Source organism: Micrococcus sp. KRD128, from assembly GCF_017168395.1.
Taxonomy (GTDB): Bacteria; Actinomycetota; Actinomycetes; order Actinomycetales; family Micrococcaceae; genus Micrococcus; species Micrococcus luteus.
Genome location: NZ_JABFAX010000001.1, coordinates 65,120 through 85,421 on the forward strand (window position 1 = coordinate 65,120; position 20,302 = coordinate 85,421).

At 74.8% G+C, this 20,302-nt stretch carries 19 protein-coding genes; 11 read left to right on the forward strand and 8 right to left on the reverse strand.

Annotation, left to right across the window (positions count from 1 at the left end; all coding sequences use genetic code 11):
* Nucleotides 1-3 precede the first annotated feature (3 nt).
* From J1M44_RS00295 to purD, 3 genes are all read right to left on the reverse strand, one after another.
* A complete protein-coding gene (locus J1M44_RS00295; RefSeq protein ID WP_002854012.1) occupies nucleotides 4-1,053 on the reverse strand; it encodes a hypothetical protein in 1,050 nt (349 codons plus the stop codon).
* A 178-nt stretch (nucleotides 1,054-1,231) separates the two neighbouring features.
* On the reverse strand, nucleotides 1,232-2,179 hold the full coding sequence (locus J1M44_RS00300; RefSeq protein WP_002854011.1) for a phosphoribosylaminoimidazolesuccinocarboxamide synthase: 948 nt from the start codon (nucleotides 2,177-2,179) through the stop codon (nucleotides 1,232-1,234).
* A complete protein-coding gene (gene purD, locus J1M44_RS00305) occupies nucleotides 2,176-3,465 on the reverse strand; it encodes a phosphoribosylamine--glycine ligase (RefSeq protein ID WP_206480327.1) in 1,290 nt (429 codons plus the stop codon). The genes J1M44_RS00300 and purD overlap by 4 nt, the downstream gene beginning before the upstream one ends.
* Before the next feature lie 62 nt (nucleotides 3,466-3,527).
* Here purD and J1M44_RS00310 point away from each other — a divergent pair, with 62 nt between their 5' ends.
* On the forward strand, nucleotides 3,528-3,797 hold the full coding sequence (locus J1M44_RS00310) for a hypothetical protein (protein WP_049158449.1): 270 nt from the start codon (nucleotides 3,528-3,530) through the stop codon (nucleotides 3,795-3,797).
* A 42-nt stretch (nucleotides 3,798-3,839) separates the two neighbouring features.
* Here J1M44_RS00310 and J1M44_RS00315 read toward each other — a convergent pair whose 3' ends face one another.
* Both J1M44_RS00315 and J1M44_RS00320 read right to left on the reverse strand, forming a co-directional pair.
* Nucleotides 3,840-4,469: a response regulator gene (locus J1M44_RS00315; protein ID WP_049158448.1), complete on the reverse strand. Its 630-nt coding sequence runs from the start codon at nucleotides 4,467-4,469 to the stop codon at nucleotides 3,840-3,842.
* Nucleotides 4,466-5,842, reverse strand: coding sequence for a sensor histidine kinase (locus J1M44_RS00320; RefSeq protein ID WP_206480328.1), 1,377 nt, complete (start codon nucleotides 5,840-5,842; stop codon nucleotides 4,466-4,468). Before J1M44_RS00320 ends, J1M44_RS00315 begins: the two co-directional genes overlap by 4 nt.
* 186 nt (nucleotides 5,843-6,028) lie before the next feature.
* Between J1M44_RS00320 and J1M44_RS00325 the strand changes: the two genes are divergently transcribed.
* The 10 genes from J1M44_RS00325 to purM all read left to right on the forward strand — a co-directional run bounded on the left by J1M44_RS00325 (nucleotide 6,029) and on the right by purM (nucleotide 17,526).
* The gene (locus J1M44_RS00325) at nucleotides 6,029-7,180 is read left to right on the forward strand and encodes an ABC transporter permease (RefSeq protein ID WP_060775061.1); all 1,152 of its coding nucleotides are present in this window, start codon (nucleotides 6,029-6,031) and stop codon (nucleotides 7,178-7,180) included.
* An 80-nt stretch (nucleotides 7,181-7,260) separates the two neighbouring features.
* Nucleotides 7,261-8,058, forward strand: coding sequence for an ABC transporter ATP-binding protein (locus J1M44_RS00330; RefSeq protein ID WP_060775062.1), 798 nt, complete (start codon nucleotides 7,261-7,263; stop codon nucleotides 8,056-8,058).
* 81 nt (nucleotides 8,059-8,139) lie between these two features.
* Entirely contained in the window at nucleotides 8,140-9,213 is a 1,074-nt protein-coding gene (locus J1M44_RS00335) for an asparaginase (protein ID WP_206480329.1), read from the forward strand.
* The gene (locus tag J1M44_RS00340) at nucleotides 9,210-9,611 is read left to right on the forward strand and encodes a sterol carrier family protein (protein WP_002853996.1); all 402 of its coding nucleotides are present in this window, start codon (nucleotides 9,210-9,212) and stop codon (nucleotides 9,609-9,611) included. Before J1M44_RS00335 ends, J1M44_RS00340 begins: the two co-directional genes overlap by 4 nt.
* A 248-nt stretch (nucleotides 9,612-9,859) precedes the next feature.
* On the forward strand, nucleotides 9,860-10,213 hold the full coding sequence (locus J1M44_RS00345) for a hypothetical protein (RefSeq protein WP_002853993.1): 354 nt from the start codon (nucleotides 9,860-9,862) through the stop codon (nucleotides 10,211-10,213).
* 68 nt (nucleotides 10,214-10,281) lie between these two features.
* Nucleotides 10,282-11,145, forward strand: coding sequence for a hypothetical protein (locus J1M44_RS00350; RefSeq protein WP_002853991.1), 864 nt, complete (start codon nucleotides 10,282-10,284; stop codon nucleotides 11,143-11,145).
* The gene (locus J1M44_RS00355; RefSeq protein WP_002853990.1) at nucleotides 11,142-12,278 is read left to right on the forward strand and encodes a hypothetical protein; all 1,137 of its coding nucleotides are present in this window, start codon (nucleotides 11,142-11,144) and stop codon (nucleotides 12,276-12,278) included. The genes J1M44_RS00350 and J1M44_RS00355 overlap by 4 nt, the downstream gene beginning before the upstream one ends.
* Nucleotides 12,275-14,284 carry an ABC transporter ATP-binding protein/permease gene (locus J1M44_RS00360; RefSeq protein WP_002853987.1) on the forward strand — a complete coding sequence of 670 codons (2,010 nt, stop codon included), beginning with the start codon at nucleotides 12,275-12,277 and terminating at the stop codon, nucleotides 14,282-14,284. Before J1M44_RS00355 ends, J1M44_RS00360 begins: the two co-directional genes overlap by 4 nt.
* Before the next feature lie 474 nt (nucleotides 14,285-14,758).
* Nucleotides 14,759-16,372 carry an amidophosphoribosyltransferase gene (gene purF / locus J1M44_RS00365; protein ID WP_206480330.1) on the forward strand — a complete coding sequence of 538 codons (1,614 nt, stop codon included), beginning with the start codon at nucleotides 14,759-14,761 and terminating at the stop codon, nucleotides 16,370-16,372.
* Nucleotides 16,369-17,526, forward strand: coding sequence for a phosphoribosylformylglycinamidine cyclo-ligase (purM, locus tag J1M44_RS00370; protein WP_206480331.1), 1,158 nt, complete (start codon nucleotides 16,369-16,371; stop codon nucleotides 17,524-17,526). Before purF ends, purM begins: the two co-directional genes overlap by 4 nt.
* Before the next feature lie 66 nt (nucleotides 17,527-17,592).
* On the opposite strand, the gene J1M44_RS00375 is transcribed toward purM, so the two are convergent.
* The 3 genes from J1M44_RS00375 to J1M44_RS00385 all read right to left on the reverse strand — a co-directional run bounded on the left by J1M44_RS00375 (nucleotide 17,593) and on the right by J1M44_RS00385 (nucleotide 19,954).
* The gene (locus tag J1M44_RS00375) at nucleotides 17,593-18,582 is read right to left on the reverse strand and encodes a hypothetical protein (protein ID WP_206480332.1); all 990 of its coding nucleotides are present in this window, start codon (nucleotides 18,580-18,582) and stop codon (nucleotides 17,593-17,595) included.
* 224 nt (nucleotides 18,583-18,806) lie between these two features.
* Nucleotides 18,807-19,751, reverse strand: coding sequence for a Sir2 family NAD-dependent protein deacetylase (locus J1M44_RS00380; protein WP_206480333.1), 945 nt, complete (start codon nucleotides 19,749-19,751; stop codon nucleotides 18,807-18,809).
* Entirely contained in the window at nucleotides 19,748-19,954 is a 207-nt protein-coding gene (locus tag J1M44_RS00385) for a DUF3073 domain-containing protein (RefSeq protein WP_002853979.1), read from the reverse strand. The genes J1M44_RS00380 and J1M44_RS00385 overlap by 4 nt, the downstream gene beginning before the upstream one ends.
* Between the last annotated feature and the right edge of the window lie 348 nt (nucleotides 19,955-20,302).

Below are 20,302 nucleotides of genomic sequence, written 5' to 3' on the forward strand. Positions count from 1 at the left end.
GGCCTATCCCACGTTCGAAAGTGCCCATTCGCCCGATTTCACGTTCGAAAGTCCTGCGGCGGGGGCGGGGCCGGAGGTGGTGGAGGTCGCCCGCACGGCCCGGTCGTGGCGGACGACGGCGGCCACCACGGTCCGGAAGTCCTCGGCCAGGTCGGCGCCCATCACCGTGATGGACAGGTGGCCGGCCTCCTGCCAGAGACGGTCCCGCCGTGCGTCGCGTCGCTGCTGCTCCGGCGTGCGATGGTGGCCGCCGTCGTAGTGGAGGGCCACGCGGGATCGTTCGACCACCATGTCCGCGTCGGTCCGCTCCCCCGCCGGTGAGACCAGCCTCGCCTGCAGGCGAGGCTCGGGGAGGCCGGCGTCGAGGAGGGCCAGCCGCAGCCGCGTCTCCGGAGGCGAGTCCGCCCCCACCCGGATCAGCGCCAGCGCGGCCCGGGCCACCCGCACGCCCTTGAACCGGCCCGCCCGCTCCAGCGCCGCGGAGAGCCGCGCCGGCGTCGTGCGTGGCGGGAGTCGGGTCCCGTCCACCCACGGACGGTTCACCAGCGCGTCCCCCGCGACGACGGCGTCCGCCACCTGATCCGGCCGCAGCAGGGAACAGAGGTCCACCCACGTCCGCTCGAGCGAGGTGGCCGGGACCCCGTGCACCTCCACGCGGTCCTCGGCCGGCACCGTGCGTCCGTGGCAGGCGACGCCCGCGCGCCCCGTCCGACCCGTGCGGTGCGGCCGGCTCACGTGCACCCGTGTGTCCTCCTCGGCCCACCACGGCAGGACGAGCCCGTGCAGCCGCGCCGCCGTCAGATGCGAGGCGACCCCACGGGTCAGAGCCACCACGACGGCGGCCTCCTCCGGCGGCAGGGCCGCCACGGGGCGGGGGTATCCGAGCGCGGCCCACGACCCCGGCACGTCGACGACCGCGCGGTGTGCCCCGTGGGTCACCCGGCGCAGGTCGAGGCTGCGCAGCCGGTCGGAGGAGAGGCGGTCCAGGGCTTCGCGCCGGGTGAAGACGCGGCCGGCGAGGGCTGGCGGGAGGGGTGCGGGGCGGCGTGGCATGCGGCCAGGATGCGGGCGCCGTCGTCGCGGGCGGGCGTCCGGCCCCCTCCTGTGCGGGGCCGGGCCCCTGTGCAGGAGCCGCCCCGCCCCACCCCGCCCCGAACTTTCGAACGTGAAATCGGGCGAATGGGGACTTTCGAACGTGAGAGAGGGCCTATCCCACGTTCGAAAGTGCGGGTCAGGCGTCGAAGGGGCGGCCCGTCAGGCGCTCGTACGCCTCCACGTAGCGGTCGCGGGTCTTGGCCACGACGTCGGCGGGCAGCGCCGGCGGGGCCTCCCCGCTCGCCTTGTCCCAGCCGGAGTCGGGGCCCGTGAGCCAGTCGCGGACGAACTGCTTGTCGAAGCTCGCCTGGGTGCGGCCGGGCTCGTAGTCCTCGGCGTCCCAGAACCGGGAGGAGTCGGGCGTGAGCACCTCGTCGCCCAGCACCACCTGGCCGGTGGCCGGGTCCACGCCGAACTCGACCTTCGTGTCCGCCAGGATGATGCCGGCCTCGCGGGCGATCGCCTCGGCGCGCGCGTACAGGTCCAGGGTGAGGAACCGCAGGCGCTCGGCGGCCTCGGTGCCCACGCGCTCGACCATCTGCTCGAACGTGATGTTCTCGTCGTGCTCGCCGACCTCGGCCTTCGCGGACGGCGTGAAGATCGGCGGGTCGAGCCGCGAGCCGTCCACGAGCCCGGCGGGCAGCGGCAGGCCGGCCACCGTGCCCGACGCGCGGTACTCGGCCAGGCCGGACCCGGTCAGGTAGCCGCGGGCGATGCACTCCACGGGGAACATGTCCAGGCGCTTGACGACCATCGCCCGCCCGGCCACGGCCGCGGGCACGTCCGTGCTCACCACATGGTGCTCGACCGGCTCGGCGTGGGCCCCGTTGTAGCCCTCGGCCAGCTTCTCGAACCACCACAGGGTCAGCCGGGTGAGGATGGCGCCCTTGTCCGGGATCGGCGGCTCCAGCACGTGGTCGTAGGCGCTGATCCGGTCGGAGGCCACCACGAGCAGCGTCGCGGACCGTCCCGGCTCGGCGTCGGCGGGCTCGTACAGGTCCCGCACCTTGCCCGAGTAGACGTGCCGCCAGCCCGGCAGCTCGAGGGCCTCGGCCCCCGTGAACCCCACGCGCTCCCCGCTCACTTCGCTCCCTCCGTCCCGGGCACGGTGATCTCGCCGCGCTCGGCCTTGAGTCCGATGTCCGTGCGCCACTGGGCGCCGTCGAACCGGATCCGCTCGACGCCCGCGTAGGCGCGCTCGCGCGCCTGGGCCAGGTCCGCCCCGCGCCCGACGACGGCCAGCACCCGGCCGCCCGCCGTCACCACGTCCTCACCGGACGCCGCGGTGCCGGCGTGGATCACGTGCACGCCCTCGAGGGCGGCCGCGTCGGCCAGCCCGCTGATCACGTCGCCCGTCGAGGAGGAGGCCGGGTAGCCGGCCGAGGCCATGACCACGTCCACGGCGACGTCGTCGCTCCACTCGAGCCGGCGGTCCGCACCGAGCCGGCCGGCCGCGGCGTCGGCGAGCAGCCCGCCCAGGGGCGTCTCGAGGCGGGCGAGCACGGCCTGGGTCTCGGGGTCGCCGAAGCGCACGTTGAACTCGATGACCTCCACGCCCTTGGCGGTGACGGCCAGGCCGCAGAACAGCACGCCCGTGAACGGGGTGCCGCGGCGGGCCATCTCGGCGAGCACGGGGCGGGCCACCCGGTCCATCACCTCGTCCGTGAAGCCCTCGGGCAGCCACGGCAGCGGTGTGTACGCTCCCATGCCGCCGGTGTTGGGGCCGGCGTCGCCGTCGTGGATGCGCTTGAAGTCCTGCGCGGGGGTGAGGGCGACGGCGTCCTCGCCGTCGCAGATCACGAAGAGGGAGACCTCGGGGCCGTCCAGGAAGTCCTCGATCACCACGGTGCCGCCGGCGGCGAAGCAGGCCTCGGCGTGGGCGAGGGCCTCGGCGCGGTCGGAGGTGACCACGACGCCCTTGCCCGCGGCCAGGCCGTCGTCCTTGACGACGTGCGGGGCGCCGAACTCGTCGAGGGCGGCGGCGGCCTCCGCGGCGGTGGTGCACACGCGGGAGCCGGCGGTGGGCACGCCCGCGGCGGCCATGACCTCCTTGGCGAAGGCCTTGGACGCCTCGAGCTGCGCGGCGGCCTGCGAGGGGCCGAACACGGCGAACCCGGCCTCGCGCAGGGCGTCGGAGACGCCGGCGGCGAGCGGAGCCTCGGGACCGACGACGACGAGGTCGGCCCCCAGCTCGCGCGCGAGCTCCACGACGGCGGCCGGGTCGGTGGCCTCGACGGCGTGGAGGGTGGCCAGGTCGGCCATGCCGGCGTTGCCGGGCGCCGCGTGGAGGGCGCTGACCTGCGGATCACGGGAGAGGGCGGTGAGCAGCGCGTGTTCGCGGCCGCCGTTGCCGAGCACAAGGGTCTTCACGAGCCTCAAGCCTACGCGGTGGCCCTGGCCCGGCCCGGCCCGTGGCCCCTACGGTGGAGCGCATGACGATGCCTCCCCTCCACCACGGTCAGCCCGGCGACGACGGTGACCCCCGTGACCCCCGCCACCGGCCCTCTGCGGGACTGGGACCCGGGCTGCGCACGGTCTGGACGTTCGTCGGCGTGATGTTCACGTGCGCCCTGATCGTCTTCTGGACGCTGCGGGGGTTCGGCGTCCAGCGCGGCGACCTCAGCCTGCCCGCCGCGCTCGGCGTGCTGGCGCTGGCCGCCGTCGCCGCGGCGGTGATCACCCGGTACGTGCGGCGCCGCTGAGCGGGGCCGGGCCCTCGAACGCCGGCCGCCCCGGCCTGCCCGTCAGCGGATGATGCGCCGTCGCCGGGCCTCGTCGACGGCGCGGGTGCGGTTGTCCACGCCGAGCTTCTGGAAGATGTGCACCAGGTGCGTCTTCACGGTGGCCTCGGAGATGAACAGCTCCTTCGCGGCCATCTTGTTCGTGGCGCCCCGCGCGATCAGCTCGAGCAGCTCGATCTCCCGCTCGGACAGCACCTCGGAGCCGCCGGACATGCGCCCCATCAGCGTGGCCGCGACCTGCGGGGCCAGGGCCTTGCGCCCCGCCGCCGCCTGCCGCACCGCCGAGGCGATCTCCTCGCTCGGGGCGTCCTTGAGCAGGTAGCCGGCGGCGCCCGCGTTCACGGCCGCGAGGATGTCCGCCTCCGTGTCGAAGGTCGTCAGGATCAGCACCTGCACCCCCGGCCACCGCTCCCGCACGGCGCGGGTGGCGGTCACGCCGTCCATGCCCGCGCCCATCTGCAGGTCCATCAGCACGACGTCCACCGCGGGCTCGCCCGCCTCCAGGACGCCGATCGCCTCCGCCCCGTCGGCGGCCTCGGCCACCACGGTCAGGTCCGGGTGCGCCTCGACGACGGCCCGCACCCCCGCCCGCACCACGGGGTGGTCGTCCACCAGCATCACGCGCACGCTCATGCGGTCTCCTCACTCTCGGTCTCCTCGGGATCCGCGCCCCGGCCGGCCCCGGCGGCGGCCAGCGGCACCCGCAGCGCCACCACGGTGCCCTCGCCGGGGGCGGACTCGACGGTGGCCTCGCCGCCCACCGCCGCGAGGCGTTCGCGCACGCTCGCCAGTCCCACGCCGGTCCCCGCCCCCGGCTCGGCACCGGAGGCTCCGGCCCGGGCGCGGGCCACGACGACGGCCGGGTCGAACCCCGCGCCGTCGTCGGCCACGTCCACCGTGAGCTCGTCGCCGAGGTAGCCCAGCGTGACGCGGGCGCGCCGGGCGCCCGCGTGGGCGCCGACGTTCGCCAGGGACGCCTGCACGGCCCGCAGCACGGCGGTCTCCACGGCCTCGGCGACCGCGACCGGCTCCCCCACGACCTCGACGTCCGCGGCCACGGGCGTCCCGGCGGCGGCCTGCCGGTCGGCGAACCCGGCGACCGCGCGCTCGAGCGCCTCGACGAGGGACGGCGCCCCGGTGCCGCGCAGGTCGCGGACGAAGCGGCGGGACTCGGCGAGGTTCTCGGCGGCCGTGGCGCGCACGGTCTCCATGCGCTGCCGGGCCAGGGCGGGGTCGGCGGCGTCGAGCGCGTCCTGGGCCGCGCGCGAGACCAGCACGATCGAGGCCAGCCCCTGGGTGAGGGTGTCGTGGATCTCGCGGGCGAGCCGCTCCCGCTCGGCGCTCACCCCCGCCCGGTGCTCCGTGCGCGCGAGCTCCGCCTGCGCGGCGCGCAGCTGCTCGGCCACGGCACGCTGGCGTTCGGACTCGGCGTGCAGGGCGCGGTACGCCTCGGAGAGCACCACGGCCACGGCGGCGCCCACCAGCGGGCCGATCACGGCCGGCACCCGCACGCCGCCGGCGCCCGACGCCATCCCGGCCACCACGACGACGGCCATCGCCACGACCAGCACGGGCCCGACCACGTGGCGCACCCACGCCTGCCGGGTCACCCGGCCGACCACGTGCAGGACGACGAAGAAGAGGGGGAAGGCAACCCACGCGAAGTCGCCGTGGTGGGCCACGAGCAGGCCCCACAGCAGCAGCACCAGGGCCAGCCAGGCGACTGCCGGACCGCGCCCGACGTCGTCGCCCCGGGCCCACCGGCACCGCTCCAGCACGGTCCCGGCCAGGTAGACGCCCGCCAGCGCGGCGGTCAGCAGCACCAGGGTGGTGGCCGGGAACGGACCGGACGCGTCCGGGGACCGGTCCGCGAGCGCGCGCGCCAGCCCCACGGTGAGCAGCGCGGCGAACGTGACGTGCAGGGCCACGCGCAGGCCGGCGAGCACGGCGGTGGTGCCGGTCTCGGTGGCCGCGGGGGGCACGGCGGCGCGGGGGGCGACGGACATGGCTCCACCCTAGGGCGCGCCCCGGACGCGACAGCGGCCCGCGGCCCCGGGGCTGCGCCGCTGCGCCGCCGGGATCAACCATTCGGTTGACCGGGTCCAGCCGCCGCGGGCGATGTGCCGACCCCTCCCCGCGCGAGACCGTGGAGGCAACCTCAGGACAGACCTCGTCAGGAAAGGACGCGCCCCGTGTTCCTCGCACTCCGCGACCTCCGCTTCGCCACCGGACGGTTCGCTCTCATGGGCTCCGTGGTGGCCCTCATCAGCCTGCTGCTCGTCATGCTCTCCGGCCTCACGGCCGGCCTGGGCGGGCAGAACACCGCCGCGATCGACCGCCTCGGCGAGCAGGGCGTGCAGCGTCTGGTCTTCGGCGGCGCGGCGGGCCAGGAGCCCACCGCGTCGTTCACCCAGTCCGAGTTCACCGTGGCCCAGCGCGACGCGTGGGCGGCCACGGACGGCGTGGCCTCCGTCGAGCCGCTCGGGGTGAGCCAGGGCCGGGCCGTCGGGCTCGAGCACCCCGTGGACACGGACCCGCAGCGCCGCGCGGACGTGTCCGGCGAGCCCACCACCGGCGTGGCCACCACCGCGTTCATCGGCCTCACCCCGGGCGGCTCCGACGCACCGGCCGGCGTCGAGCCCGGGCACATCGTGCTCAGCCAGGACGTGGCCGACTCCCTCCACGCCCAGGCGGGTGACGCCGTCGCGGTCTCCGGCTTCGTCTTCACCGTGGCCGACGTGGTGCCGACCGAGTACTACTCCCACTCCCCCGTGACGTGGCTGGCGCTCGAGGACTGGAACGCCATCTCGCACACCGCCGACGACGCGGTGCTCGGCACCGCCGGCCTCGTGCGCTTCGACGCCGGCGCCGACGTCGACGCCGTGGCCGCCGCCGGCGACGACGCCGCGGGCACCGTCGCCGAGACCGTGAAGGGCTCCTACGCCGCCCTGCCCAGCTACCGGTCCGAGAACGGCTCCCTGATGACCATGCAGGGCTTCCTGTACGGCATCTCGGCGCTCGTGGTGATCGCGTTCCTGTCCATCTGGACGGTGCAGCGCACCCGCGACATCGCGGTGCTCAAGGCCCTCGGCGGCTCGAACGGCTGGGTGCTGAAGGACTCGCTCGCGCAGGCCGCGTTCGTGCTCGTCGGCGGCGTGGCCGTGGGCACCGGGCTGGCCGCCGCGATCGGCGCGTTCGCGGGGCGGGCCGTCCCGTTCGAGCTCTCGTGGGCCACCACCGCGGTGCCCGCCGCCGGGGTCCTCGTGCTCGGCATGCTCGCCGCCGTCGTCGCGGTCTTCCGCGTCACCCGGATCGACCCGCTGGTCGCCCTCGGCGGCAACTGACCGCCTCTGACGACGGCGCCGCCCGGCGCCGTCGTCCCCCTCGGCTCCGCCTCGCCCCCGCTTGGAGAAAGGACCTCCCCATGACCGCCCTCACCGCCCCGCAGGCCGACCTCGACGCCCTCCGCACCCCGGCCGCGGCGGCCGCCCACCGCGTCGCCGGCGAGCGCCCCGCCGCCGCGGCCGACGCCACCCCCGCGCTGTCCGTGCGCGACCTCGTGCTGGAGTACCCGGACGGCGAGCGCGGCGTGCTGCGCGCCCTGGACGAGGTCAGCCTGGACCTGCTCCCCGGCACCTTCACCGCGATGGTCGGCCCGTCCGGCTCGGGCAAGTCCTCCCTGCTGGCGGTGGCCGCGGGCCTCGTGACGCCCACCTCCGGCAGCGTGTCCGTGGCCGGCCGCGAGATGGCCGGGCTGTCCCGGAAGGAGCGCACCGCGCTGCGCGGCCAGGAGATCGGCATGATCTTCCAGCAGCCCAACCTCATCCCTTCCCTCACCGCCGCCGAGCAGCTAGAGCTGACCGTGCACCTGGACCGCGACGCCACCCGCGCGGACCGCAAAGCCGCCAGGGCGCGGGCCCTAAAACTGCTCGAGCGAGTGGACCTGGCCGACCAGGCCCGCAAACGCCCGCACCAGCTCTCGGGCGGCCAGCGGCAGCGCGTGAACATCGTGCGCGCGCTCATGGCCTCCCCGACGCTGCTGCTCGTGGACGAGCCCACCTCCGCGCTGGACCGCGAGCGCTCGGCCGCCGTCGTGGACCTGCTGGGCACGCTGACCCGCGAGGAGCAGGTGGCGACGCTCATGGTCACGCACGACCACGAGTTCCTCTCCGCCACGGACCGCACCCTGACCATGGTGGACGGGCGGCTCTCCACGGAGTGAGCCGGTGACGTCGCCGGACCCGACCCGGCCCACCGGCCCCGGACGCCCGGCGCGTCCGGGGCCCTCGCTACCCTGGACCGCATGACCCACGCCACCATCGCCCCCGCGGGCGAGACCTTCGCCCTGTCCGACGCCGTCGAGCTCGTGGAGACCGTCCGCAACGGCTTCGTCGAGTCCCGGACGGCGGGCGCCGCCGTCGTGACCGGCCCGGACGGGCGGGTGCTGGCCGGGCTCGGCCCCGCGGACGCGCTGATCTATCCGCGCTCCACGCTGAAGCCGTTCCAGGCCGTCGCATCGCTGCGCCACGGGGCGGCGCTGGAGGGCGAGGCCCTGTCCATCGCGTGCGGCTCGCACCGGGGCACGCTCCGGCACCAGGCGCTGGCCGAGCGCATGCTCGCGGACGCCGGCCTCGACGCGTCCGCCCTGCGGTGCCCGCCGGCCTGGCCCGCGGACACCGCCGAGGTCGTCGCCCAGGTCCGCCGCGACGGCGAGGCCGCCGCCGCCACCCCGCTGGCCTTCAACTGCTCCGGCAAGCACGCCGGCTTCCTCGCGGCGTGCGCGGCGTCCGGGCACGACGTCGCCACGTACCTCGACCCGGCGCACCCGCTGCAGCGGGAGGTGGACGCGGTGATCGCCGAGTACTGCGGGGAGCCGGTGGCCCACACCGGTGTGGACGGCTGCGGCGCCCCGGCCGCCGTCGTCTCGCTGGCGGGCCTGGCCCGCGGCATCGGGCGGGTCGCCGCGGCGCCCGGCCGCGCCGACGCGGATCCGCACGCGGCCGCCGTCGCCACGGCGATGCTCGAGCACCCGTGGGCCGTCCACGGGGAGACGAGCTCCAACACCGTGGTGATGCGCGAGCTCGGCCTGCTCGCCAAGGCGGGCGCGGACGGCGTGCTCGTCATGGCCGCGCCGGACGGCACGGCCGTGGCCGTCAAGGCGCTCGACGGCGGCACGCGGGCCGGCGACCTGGTCGCGCTCGCGCTGCTGGCCCGGTTCGCCCCGGACCACGTGGACCGGGCGACGCTGCCGGGCGTGCTGGCCGCCGTCGTGCCCCCGGTGCTCGGCCGGGGCGAGCCGGTCGGCGAGATCCGCCTGGCCGCGCCGGTGCGGGACCTCGTGGGGGACGTCCTGCCGGCCTTCGAGGCGGGGGCGTGACCACCGGCTCCGTGCCCCGCCGCCGGGTGCCCGTCGTCGAGGGCCACGCGGCGCTGCTGGCGTGGGCGCACGCCCACGCGGAGGACCCCGCGGCGGCCGCCGCGCTGCCGCGCTCCACGCGGGCGACGGCGGTGCGCTTCGCGCTCGAGGAGCTGGCGACCCGCGTGCCCGGGAACTCGGTGGAGGTGCGCGTGCCGCCCTTCGGCGTCGCCCAGTGCCTCCCCGGGCCCCGGCACACCCGCGGCACCCCGCCCAACGTGGTGGAGATGGACGCCGTGACATGGCTGTCCCTGGCGACAGGTCTGACGTCCTGGGCGGACGCGACGGCGGCCGGCGGCGTGCGCGCCTCGGGCGTGCGAGCGGACCTCGCCGCGCACCTGCCGCTCGTGCGGCCGTGAGCGAGGGGTGGACGCGGCGGATTCCCAGCTACTCGGGTGCTCGTCGGCTGTGGACCATTCCAGCCAACCCATTGTGATGTCGATCACACACGCGGCCATCAACCTGCACAAAAGTACAGTTGCGACACTCCCAGCGGTCGCATAGGTTCGCCTCAGCTGTTCCGCAGTCCAGGCGGGGGGGGGGGGCCTGAAAGCGTTCGCACCCTCACTCGTATCGCCCCCGCCGGGGCGTCACACCAAGGATGTGCATGATGCGCACGGCTCTGAAACTTGCCTCCACCGCCCTCGCCGGGCTCGCTCTCGCCGGATCGTTGGCTGCGCCTGCCCAGGCCGTGTCCGCCTATCCCCACATGAACTACTCCGGCAATCCCCTCGGCGGCACCGACCGTTCGAACGTCGGCACCATGAACGATCAGATCTCCTCGATCCGCACCTATGGCAGTTACGTCAAGTTCTGGGAGGACAACGGCTATTCCGGCCGGAACTTCATCACTCGCATGGACTGGAACGATCTCCGCGACACGGCAACGAACCTCCACTGGGGTGAGACATGGAACGACCGGATCAGTAGCTGGGACACGTCCCCCTACCGGACCTACTGATCTGCTCCGTCGGCACCGTTCCGTCCCTCCGGACGGGACGGTGCCGGCTCGACACGAAGGTGCACCGCATGAAGAAGCTGATGGCCCTTGCGCCGATGATCGCAGCAACGCTCCTCGTCACGGGATGCAGCTCTGCCGATCCCGTCCCGGACACCGCGGCGAAGGCACAGCTCGACCGTGCCCGCGGACAGGTCGTGCTCCCGTTGGAGGAGTACCAGGCCACGGTCGACGAGCTCAATGTCACGCAACGCGCCAGCCAGAGCGTGCTCCGGGAGTGCCTCAACGGCCGCGGGCACGCGGGACTGGCCCCAGCGGCCGACTCGACCGGCCCCGGCCTGGACCGCCCCTACGGCCTGTGGCTGCCCGAGCAAGCCGCGCAGGAGGGGTTCATCCCCGCGGTCGATCAGTCGGCCCCTCCTCCCGGAGAGTGGAGTGATGAGTCCGATCCGTCCTTCAACGCGGCCTACGATGCGTGCCGAGGAGAGGTCGGTGCGCAGATGGACGCGGTGAGCATCCCAGAGGCGGCCCTCTCCGGAGGCCTGCCCGGTGAGCTCGCCACGAAGGCGTACAACTCCGCGTCCGCGACCGATGCGTGGAAGACAGCCCGCGAGGAATGGACGACCTGCCTCCGTGACCACGGCCTCACCCCGCGCGATGACGAGAGCGCCTGGACCAGTGCAGAAGCCCAACAGATCCTCGAGGCCAGCGAGGAGGGCTCGGCCGATCCGGCGCGCAAGAAGGAGGAGATCCGGATCGCGAGCATCGAGGCCGACTGCAACGAGAAGACGCAGCTGACCCAGCGTCTCGGGGACATCGAGGCGAGCTATCAGGCGCCCTTGATCAAGCAGAACGAGGCAGCACTCCAGGACGTCAAGGCCGAGACCGCGAAGCACGTCGACGCAGCCCGCGCCTACCTCGCGAGCCACCAGTGAGCCCGGCCGGGCCTCACCGGGCCGGGCGTCGCCTGGCCCGCCCCGGTCGTCTCGCCATCGTCGGCCTGCTCGTCCTGGCGCTCCTCGCCGCGTCGTTCGTGGCCGGCCGCTTCTTCCAGCCACCCCGGACGGCGGACCCCGCCGCGGTGTCCCAGCCGATCGACGTGTGGGCCGCCGTCGAGCAGCGCGTCGTGGACACGAGCGCCTCCTTCGCCGGGACCGTCGCCGCAGGGAAGACGCGCAGCGTGGCCGTCACGGCGGAGGGGCCGGCCGTCGTGCTGCGCCAGACCGTCAAACCTGGGCAGACGGTGCGGCCCGGTGACGTGGCCGGAGAGGTCTCCGGCGTCACCTACGTGTTCCTGCCGGAGCCTCTCGCCCTCTACCGGGACCTCACCGAGGGTGACACGGGCGAGGACGTGTCCTCCCTTCAGCGCGCGCTGGAGAAGGTGGGCCACACGGCCGGGAAGGACGGCGTCCTCGACGCCCGCACCGCGCGAGCTCTGCGCGAGCTCTTCCAGGAGGCCGGGGCCCCGTTGCCCCAGGACACCCCGGTCTCCGTCGGGTGGCGCCAGTTCATCCCGCTGGGCTCGGGCGGCGCGCAGGTGGTCTCCGCCGCCGGCTATGGCGCCACCCTCACGGACGACCAGCCGTTGCTGCGCCTGCAGACCAGCCCCCCGAGCGTGCAGTTCACCGCCGACGTCACGCAGGCCGCCGCGCTGCGCAAGGGCCAGCCCGTGCGGGTGGCCGCCGGGAGCGCCGCCCTCGAGGGCACGGTCGCCGCCATCGGCGACTTCCAGGCCGCCCAGGGTGAGGGCCGCGCCGGCCACACGATCACGGTCGCCCTCGGCGAGGGCGCGGAGGTGCCGCCGGTGGGCCAGTCCGTCTCCGTCAGCACCGCACCCGAGACGACGGCGGAGCCCGGCCTCGCCGTGCCCCTCACCGCCGTCCGCGGGATGGGCTCCGACGCCTACGTGATCCTCCGCGACGACGCCGCGACAGCCACGGGCTCCGGTGCCGGCGCCTCTGCCCGGCCCGACGAACGGCGCGTCCCCGTGACCGTCGGGGTCACGGGTGGCGGCTACGCGGCGGTCACCGGCGAGCTCGAGGCCGGCGACCGGGTGAAGGTCTCGTGAGCACGGTCCCGCACGCCGCGGTCGATCCGGGCCGTCGTTCCGACGCTCCCCCGGCCCTGCTCGAACTGCGCGGCGTGGGAAAGCATTTCGCCGGCGCGGACCGCCCTGCACTGGACGGGGCGGACCTCACGGTGCATGAGGGCGACTTCATCGCCATCGTGGGCCCCTCCGGTTCCGGCAAGTCCACCCTGCTGAACGTCCTCGGTCTGCTGGACCGCCCGGACGCCGGCGCCTACCTCGTGGACGGCAAGGACACCACGGCCATGGGCGAGGCCGAGCGGGACCGGCTACGCTCGCGCGTGTTCGGCTTCGTCTTCCAGTCCAGCCACGTGCTCGGGGACGAGGCCGTGAGCACCAACGCCGCCCTCGGCCTGCGCATCCAGCGCGTTCCGTGGGACGAACGGGACGTCCGGGCGGGCGAGGCCCTCGACCTCCTGGGCCTCGGCCACCGCCTGGGCACCCGCGCGAAGCTGCTCTCCGGCGGCGAGCGTCAGCGTCTGGCCATCGCCCGCGCCGTGGCGACCCGCCCGCGCGTCATCCTCGCGGACGAGCCCACCGGCAACCTGGACTCGGCGAACAGTCGCATCGTGATCGAGCACCTGCGCGAACTACACGCCCGCGGCACCACCGTCCTGCTCATCACCCACGACCCGGCGATCGCCGCCCAGGCCGACCGGCACGTGCGCATCGAGGACGGCGTGCTCACCGAATCGCGGTCCGCACCCACGCCCTCCGCCGCCGCGGGGCCAGGGTCACGGGGCGTCGCGGCGAAGGAGGCGCGGCCGCCGTCGCCGCCCGCGTCCGGTCACCGGGCCTCGGCCCTGCTGGACGACGCGGTCGACGCCCTCTCCTCGCTCTCCTCCCGCTTCCTACGCACGGTGCTGCTCATGGCCGCCTTCGCCGTGGGCATCGGCGGACTGGTCGCCTCCGTGGGCCTCTCTCAGACGGCCACGGCCCAGGTCAGCGCGCGGCTCACGGCCGCCGCGCTGGACGAGGTGGTGGTGAACCTCCCCGCCGACGACGGCCTGCTCGACCCCGACGACGATCGCCTCACCCGCTGGAGCACCGACCTGGCCGCGCTCCCCCACGTGCAGGCGGCCGGGCACCTGGCCGAGATCAGCCCGGCCGACGCGCGGATCACCCGGTCCGCCCCGGACGAGCCCGAGCCCGCGGCCGCGCTAACGCTGGCGTCGGCGTCGGCGTCCTACGCGGCCGCCGCGGACCTGCGCTTCCCCGCCGGGTCGGAGGCGGTCCTCGAGTCCGCCGCCGAGCGCGCCGCCTGGGTGACCCCCGACGCCGCCCGCGCCCTCCACCTGCCCGCGCCGGATTCAGGCGTCCTCTCCCCCGGATACCGGATCTGGGTGGAGGGGCAGTCCGTGCCCGTCCTCGGCCTGGTGCGGGTGTCCGAGCGGACGCCGCAGCTCGGCGCCGCCGTGTTCGTGACCCGACCCGTGATGGCCGGTGCCCGACAGCCCTCGCTCACGCTGACCGTCCGCACCGAGACCGGGTTCCCCTACCCGGTGTCGCAGGCGGCCCCGCTCGTGATCGACCCGGCCAACCCCGGCCGCGTAACAACGCGCACCGTCGCGGACCTGCGGAACCTGCGTGCCGGCGTCTCGGACGACCTCGGCGCGTTCGTGGGCGTCCTCTCCGCCGTCCTGCTGGCCCTCGCGGTGATCAGCGCGTCCACCGCAATGTACCTCTCCGTCCAGTCCCGTACCGCGGAGATCGCGCTGCGCCGAGCCATCGGCTCCGGGCGGGGGCTGATCGCGCGGCTGTTCCTGCTCGAGGGCGCCCTCATCGGCCTGGCCGGCGGGGCCGTGGGCGCGGCGGCCGGAACGGCCGCGGTCCTCGCCGTCGCCCACGCACGGGGCTGGGCCGCCGTCCTGCCGACCACCGCCGCGCCGCTGTCGCTCGCCCTCGGGCTGACGGCCGGCGTCGTGAGCGCCCTGTACCCGGCGTGGGTGGCCAGCCGGCAGCGCCCGGCGGACGCCCTGCGCGGCTGACCGCTCCGGCCCCCGACGCCGGGGTGCGAAACCCGGGTCCTGGGGCGTCCGCCCGGCTCGATAGACTGGCGCGCATGACCTCCGCCCCCGAGCCGACCCCCGATCAGCGCGCCTACACCGTCCGTCGCGCCCCGCGGCTGACCGCGGTGCTCGCGGTGGCGCTCGCGCTCGGCCTGCTGATCGCCCTCGTGATCACCACCGCGGTCCATGCCTCCCCCACCCCGCCCGCGGACCCGTACTCCGGCATCCCGCTCTCCTTCTCGGAGACGTTCGGCTTCGCGGCCCTGCTGAGCATGCTCGGCACGAGTGTGCTCGGACTGCTCGTGTGGCTGCTGCTGGACCGCCGCTCCCGGTCGACCGCGCGCACCGTGGTCCTCGAGCGCACCGACGACCCGGCCGTGGCGGACGTCCGCCTGGACCGCGTGGACGCGGGTGCCCCGCCCGCACCACCCCCACCGAAAGGACCCCCGAGCAGTGATCGCACCGCGCACCCGACGAGGCGACGGCCGCCTGACCGCCGCCCTCGACCCCCAGGACCAGGGGCCGCAGGACGAATGCGGCGTGTTCGGCGTGTGGGCGCCGGGCGAGGAGGTCGCGAAGCTGGCCTACTACGGCCTGTACGCGCTCCAGCACCGCGGCCAGGAGTCCGCGGGCATCGCCGTCTCGGACGGTGGGCGCATCGCCGTCTACAAGGACATCGGCCTGGTCTCCCAGGTGTTCGACGAGGCCACCCTGACCGCGCTGAGCGGCCACATCGCCGTCGGCCACTGCCGCTACTCCACCACCGGCGTGAACAAGTGGGCCAACGCCCAGCCCACCCTGGGCGCCACCGCCGACGACGGCACGGTCGCCCTGGCGCACAACGGCAACCTCGTGAACTCCGCGGAGCTGCTGCGCATGGTGCACGCCGCGGACGGCCGCCACACCCACGGTGAGATGAAGCAGGGCAACACCACGGACACCGCCCTGGTCACGGCCCTGCTGCACGGCACCCCCGGGGACCGCCTCGAGGAGACCGCCCTCGAGCTGCTGCCGAAGATCCGCGGCGCCTACTGCTTCGTGTTCATGGACGAGCGCACCCTCTACGCCGCCCGCGACCCGCAGGGCGTGCGCCCCCTCGTGCTCGGCCGCCTCGAGCGCGGCTGGGTGGTGGCCTCCGAGCAGTCGGCCCTCGCCACCGTCGGCGCCTCCTTCATCCGCGAGGTCGAGCCCGGCGAGATGATCGCGATCGACGAGGAGGGCATCCGCTCCACCCGCTTCGCCGAGTCCAAGCCGGCCGGCTGCGTGTTCGAGTACGTGTACCTCGCCCGGCCGGACGCCACGATCGCCGGGCGCTCCGTGTACGAGTCCCGCGTGGAGATGGGCCGCCGCCTCGCGCTCGAGCAGCCGGTCGAGGCCGACGTCGTGATCCCCGTGCCCGAATCCGGCACGCCCGCCGCCGTCGGCTACGCGGACGCCTCGGGCCTGCCGTTCCGCCAGGGCTTCGTGAAGAACGCCTACGTGGGCCGCACCTTCATCCAGCCGTCCCAGACGCTGCGCCAGCTCGGCATCCGCCTCAAGCTCAACGTCCAGTCCACCGTGGTGGCCGGCAAGCGCGTCGTGGTGGTGGACGACTCGATCGTGCGCGGCAACACCCAGCGCGCCGTCGTGCGGATGCTCAAGGAGGCCGGCGCCGCCGAGGTGCACGTGAAGATCTCCTCCCCGCCCGTGAAGTGGCCCTGCTTCTACGGCATCGACTTCGCCACCCGCGCCGAGCTCATCGCCAACGGCGCCGCGGTGGACCAGATCGCCGCGTCCATCGGCGCCGACTCGCTGGCCTACATCAGCGAGGAGGGCATGATCGAGGCCACCGGGCAGCCGCGCGAGCGCCTGTGCACCGCCTGCTTCACCGGCGACTACCCGATCCCGCTGGCCGACGAGGGCGAGCGCGGCAAGGGCCTGCTGGAGCCGGTCGCCGTGTCGCCCGCGTCCACCGTGGTGCTGGACGAGGACGGCGCGACCACCACCGTGACCGCCACGGGCTGCGAGCCCGGCCCGGACGCCGACGACGAGAAGCTGCTCACCGAGACGGACAGGACCCCGCTGTGACCCCGAACCAGACCCCCTCCTCCGCCGCCCCGATCACCTACGCCTCGGCCGGCGTCGACGTGGAGGCCGGCGACCGCGCCGTCGAGCTGATGAAGGACGCCGTGAAGGCCACCCACACCCCCGAGGTCCTGGGCGGCATTGGCGGCTTCGCCGGCATGTGGGACGCCTCCGCGCTGCTGCAGTACCGCAAGCCGCTGCTGACCACGTCCACGGACGGCGTCGGCACCAAGGTGGCGATCGCGCAGGCGATGGACAAGCACGACACCATCGGCCAGGACCTCGTGGGCATGGTCGTGGACGACATCGTGGTGGTCGGCGCCCAGCCCCTGTTCATGACCGACTACATCGCGTGCGGCAAGGTCGTGCCCGAGCGCATCGCGGACATCGTGCGCGGCGTGGCCGAGGGCTGCCGCCTGGCCGACACCGCGCTCGTGGGTGGCGAGACCGCCGAGCACCCGGGCCTGCTGGCCGTGGACGAGTACGACGTGGCGGGCGCGGCCACCGGCGTGGTCGAGGCGGACATGGTCCTGGGTGCGGAGCGGGTGCAGTCCGGCGACGTCGTGATCGGCATGGCCTCCTCCGGCATCCACTCGAACGGCTACTCGCTCGTGCGCCGCGTGGTGAACGCCGCGGGCTGGTCCCTGGACCGCGAGGTCACCGAGCTCGGCTGCACCCTCGGCGAGGAGCTGCTCGTGCCGACCCGCATCTACTCCCGCGCCTGTCTCGACCTGGTGCAGCGCCTCAACGGCCATGAGGGCGGCTCGGACCTGCCGGTGCGCGCGTTCAGCCACGTGACCGGCGGCGGCCTGGCCGCGAACCTGGCGCGCGTGCTCCCGCAGGGCCTCATGGCGACCGTCGAGCGCGACACCTGGTCCCTGCCGCCCGTGTTCCGTCTGGTGGGCGAGCTCGGCCGCGTTCCGCAGTCCGACCTCGAGCGTACCCTCAACCTCGGCGTGGGCATGGTGGCCGTGGTGGACCCGGAGGTGGCCGCGACGTCGATCTCCGTGCTCGTGGACGCCGGCATCGACGCGTGGGAGATGGGCACCATCGGCGCCCTCACCGACGGCGCGGCGGCCGCGGGCCTGGACTTCGTGCAGGGCGCCAAGGGCGTCGACGGCGGCGCCGTGTTGATGCGCGGCCAGTACGCCGCCTGACCCCACGGGGCGTTTTCGTTCGGGAAACGGCGGGCACCGGGGCGTTTTCGTTCGGGAAACGGCGGTTCACGACGCGAAGATCCGCCCGCCGAGCCGGGCCCGGTGCGCCTGCACCGCGTCGACGACGCGCCGGAAGTCGTCCCGTGCGTCGTCCACAGTGACCCAGATCTGCGTCCAGCCCGCGCGCGCCCACCCCTCGTCCCGCCACGCGTCCACGGTGAGCTGTGCCGGGTCGAGGTGGTGGCCGCCGTCGTAGTGGACCACCAAGCGCCACTGCCGCCACCCCAGATCCGCGTCCGGCGACCGCGCCCGGCCCGGGTGCAGCACCAGCTGGAGCTCCGGCTCGGGCAGGCCGGCGTGGACGAGGGCGAGTCGCAGGGCTGTCTCCTGTGGGGAGTCCGCGCCCACCCGCACCAGCTCGAGGGCGGCACGGGCGGTGCGCACTCCCTTGAACCGCCCGGCACGCAGGAGCGCGGACCGCAGGGCCGCCGTCGTGGTCCGTGGTGAGCGGCGCCCCTCCGGCGACCACGTCCGATGGACGAGGGCGTCCCCGGCCGTCAGGACGGGCTCGAGCATGCCTGGACGGACGAGTGCGGCCAGATCCGCCCAGGATCGCTCCAGGCTCGTCAGGCGGATCCCGTGGAGGACAGTCACATCCGCGGCTGGGACCAGGCGGGCATGCGAAGTGATCTCTGGGCGGACGCTCGCCCCGCGCGGGTGTGGCCGGGACACGTGCACGGTGCCGTCCTCCGCCAGGAACGGCGGCAGCGGCACGCGGTGCAGGAGCAACGCCGTGAGGTGGGAGGCCACTCCCCCGCTCGCCGCCACGATTGCGGCCGTCTCCTCCGGTGCGAAGGGAGCGGGGGCCTCGGCGTAGCCGAGCTCCGCCCACGAGCCGAGGTGGTCAGACCGGAGCCGATGGACCCCATGCGTCACGCGCCGCACGTCACCGCCGCGGACCAGTCGCTCCGAGGCCCCGGCCGCGCGCAGGTCGCCACGGGTGAACGGCCGGCCGGCCTCCACGATGTCGGACAAGGGTTGGGATGACGTGGCCATGCCCGTGACGATGGCTCAACCCGGCCGGCCCCGCCCGCTCAGGAGCAGCCACCGTGGACGACGACGTCGGCGGCGCCACCTGTGCAGGAGTCGTGCGTGGCCCCGGGCGCGGCGCCACCTGTGCAGGAGTCGTGCGTGGCCCCGGGCACGGCGCCCGCCGTTTCCCGCACGAAAGCGCCCCGGCGCCCGCCGTTTCCCGCACGAAAACGTGGGCGGGGGGGGGATCAGAGGCGGGCGTCGAGCCAGGCCAGCGCGTCGGCGACCGGCGCGCGCCAGCGCCAGCGGGCTTTGGCGTCGGCGCGGGTGGGGCCGAGGTTGATCAGCCCCGCCTCATGCCCGGCCCGCTCGGCCCGCAGCACGAACCGGTAGCCGCTCATCACGGCCAGCGAGGTGCCGACGGCGAGCACCGCGCCGCCGTCGTCGGCCATCGCCTCCGCGGCCGCGCGCCGCGCCGCGGGCACGGACTCGCCGAAGTACACGACGTCCGGCTTGAGCTTCACGGAGCCGCACACCCGGCAGCCGACCATCCTGAACTCCTCCACCCAGTGCTGGTCGAGGGAGACGTCGCCGTCGGGGTTCACGGCGTCCGGGTCGATCGCCACCCGCTCGAGGTAGCCCGGATTGGCGGCCTCGAGCCGCAGGTCCAGGTCACGGCGGGACTCGGTGGCCCCGCAGTTCAGGCAGGCCACGCGCGCCAGGTCCCCGTGGAGCTCGATCAGCCGGTCCTCGGGCATGCCCGCCGCTCGTCCGGCCTCGGCGTGCAGCCCGTCCACGTTCTGGGTCAGGATGCCGGCGATGCGCCCCTCGGCCGCCCAGCGCGCGAGGATGCGGTGCGCCTCGTTCGGCCGGGCCTGGTCCATGCGGCGCCAGCCCACGAACGAGCGCGCCCAGTAGCGGTGGCGGGCGGCGGGGTCGTCCCGGAACTCCTGGTACGTCATCGGCCGGTGGCGGTGCAGGGACCCGTTCGGCCCCCGGTAGTCCGGGATGCCGGAGTCCGTGGACACGCCAGCCCCGGTGATCACGAGCGGGCGGGACTCCTCCATCAGACGCAGCAGACCCCGAGACGCCGTCTCGGGGTCCTGCAGCGGTGCTGTCTCATCCACCACCCTGGCGATCGACCGCAGGGCGGCCTGATGCCCGTCCAGGGCCGGATGCCGTGCGGGCGTCATCGCGCCCGCGCGTCGTCGTCCTCGTCCTCCGCGTAGAGGTCCGCGTAGGGATCCTCGTACTCGGGCTCCTGGTCCGGCTCCGGGCTGGGCGTGCGCCCGCCCGTGAGCTCTCGCTCCAGTGCCGAGAGGTCTGTTCCGGGAGAGAAGTACTTCATCTCCCGTGCCTGCTTCGTGGCCTTAGCCTTCTGACGGCCGCGCCCCATGAGCGTGACCCCCTTCGCATCTCTCGCCGCCTCGGATCTGTGGCGCACAGGGGCCCGCCGAGGTACTCACTGGTCAATATGGTTCGTGCGGACAAGGATACATGACCGGCTGGACGGCCCGAGGACGACGACGGCCGGCCCGGTCCGGCGGGGCGTGCGGCGGCGCCGGGTGCGGCGCGGGCGGCCGCAGCACGTGCGGCACCCGGCTGGACGGGCGTGACACACACCCTGCACGGTCGCTGGACGATGGGCTATGTTGCATACGTCACATCCACCCCCACGATGAGGATGCCCATGCGCCGCACCCCCACCCTGCTGGCCGCCGCCACCCTGGCCGCCACGCTGACC

Coding starts and splice junctions, on each gene's coding strand:
- J1M44_RS00295 (WP_002854012.1), bottom strand. CDS start 1,053: ATGCCACGCCGCCCCGCACCCCTCCCGCCAGCCCTCGCCGGCCGCGTC.
- J1M44_RS00310 (WP_049158449.1), top strand. CDS start 3,528: ATGACGATGCCTCCCCTCCACCACGGTCAGCCCGGCGACGACGGTGAC.
- J1M44_RS00315 (WP_049158448.1), bottom strand. CDS start 4,469: ATGAGCGTGCGCGTGATGCTGGTGGACGACCACCCCGTGGTGCGGGCG.
- J1M44_RS00320 (WP_206480328.1), bottom strand. CDS start 5,842: ATGTCCGTCGCCCCCCGCGCCGCCGTGCCCCCCGCGGCCACCGAGACC.
- J1M44_RS00330 (WP_060775062.1), top strand. CDS start 7,261: ATGACCGCCCTCACCGCCCCGCAGGCCGACCTCGACGCCCTCCGCACC.
- J1M44_RS00335 (WP_206480329.1), top strand. CDS start 8,140: ATGACCCACGCCACCATCGCCCCCGCGGGCGAGACCTTCGCCCTGTCC.
- J1M44_RS00345 (WP_002853993.1), top strand. CDS start 9,860: ATGATGCGCACGGCTCTGAAACTTGCCTCCACCGCCCTCGCCGGGCTC.
- J1M44_RS00350 (WP_002853991.1), top strand. CDS start 10,282: ATGAAGAAGCTGATGGCCCTTGCGCCGATGATCGCAGCAACGCTCCTC.
- J1M44_RS00375 (WP_206480332.1), bottom strand. CDS start 18,582: ATGGCCACGTCATCCCAACCCTTGTCCGACATCGTGGAGGCCGGCCGG.
- J1M44_RS00380 (WP_206480333.1), bottom strand. CDS start 19,751: ATGACGCCCGCACGGCATCCGGCCCTGGACGGGCATCAGGCCGCCCTG.
- J1M44_RS00385 (WP_002853979.1), bottom strand. CDS start 19,954: ATGGGGCGCGGCCGTCAGAAGGCTAAGGCCACGAAGCAGGCACGGGAG.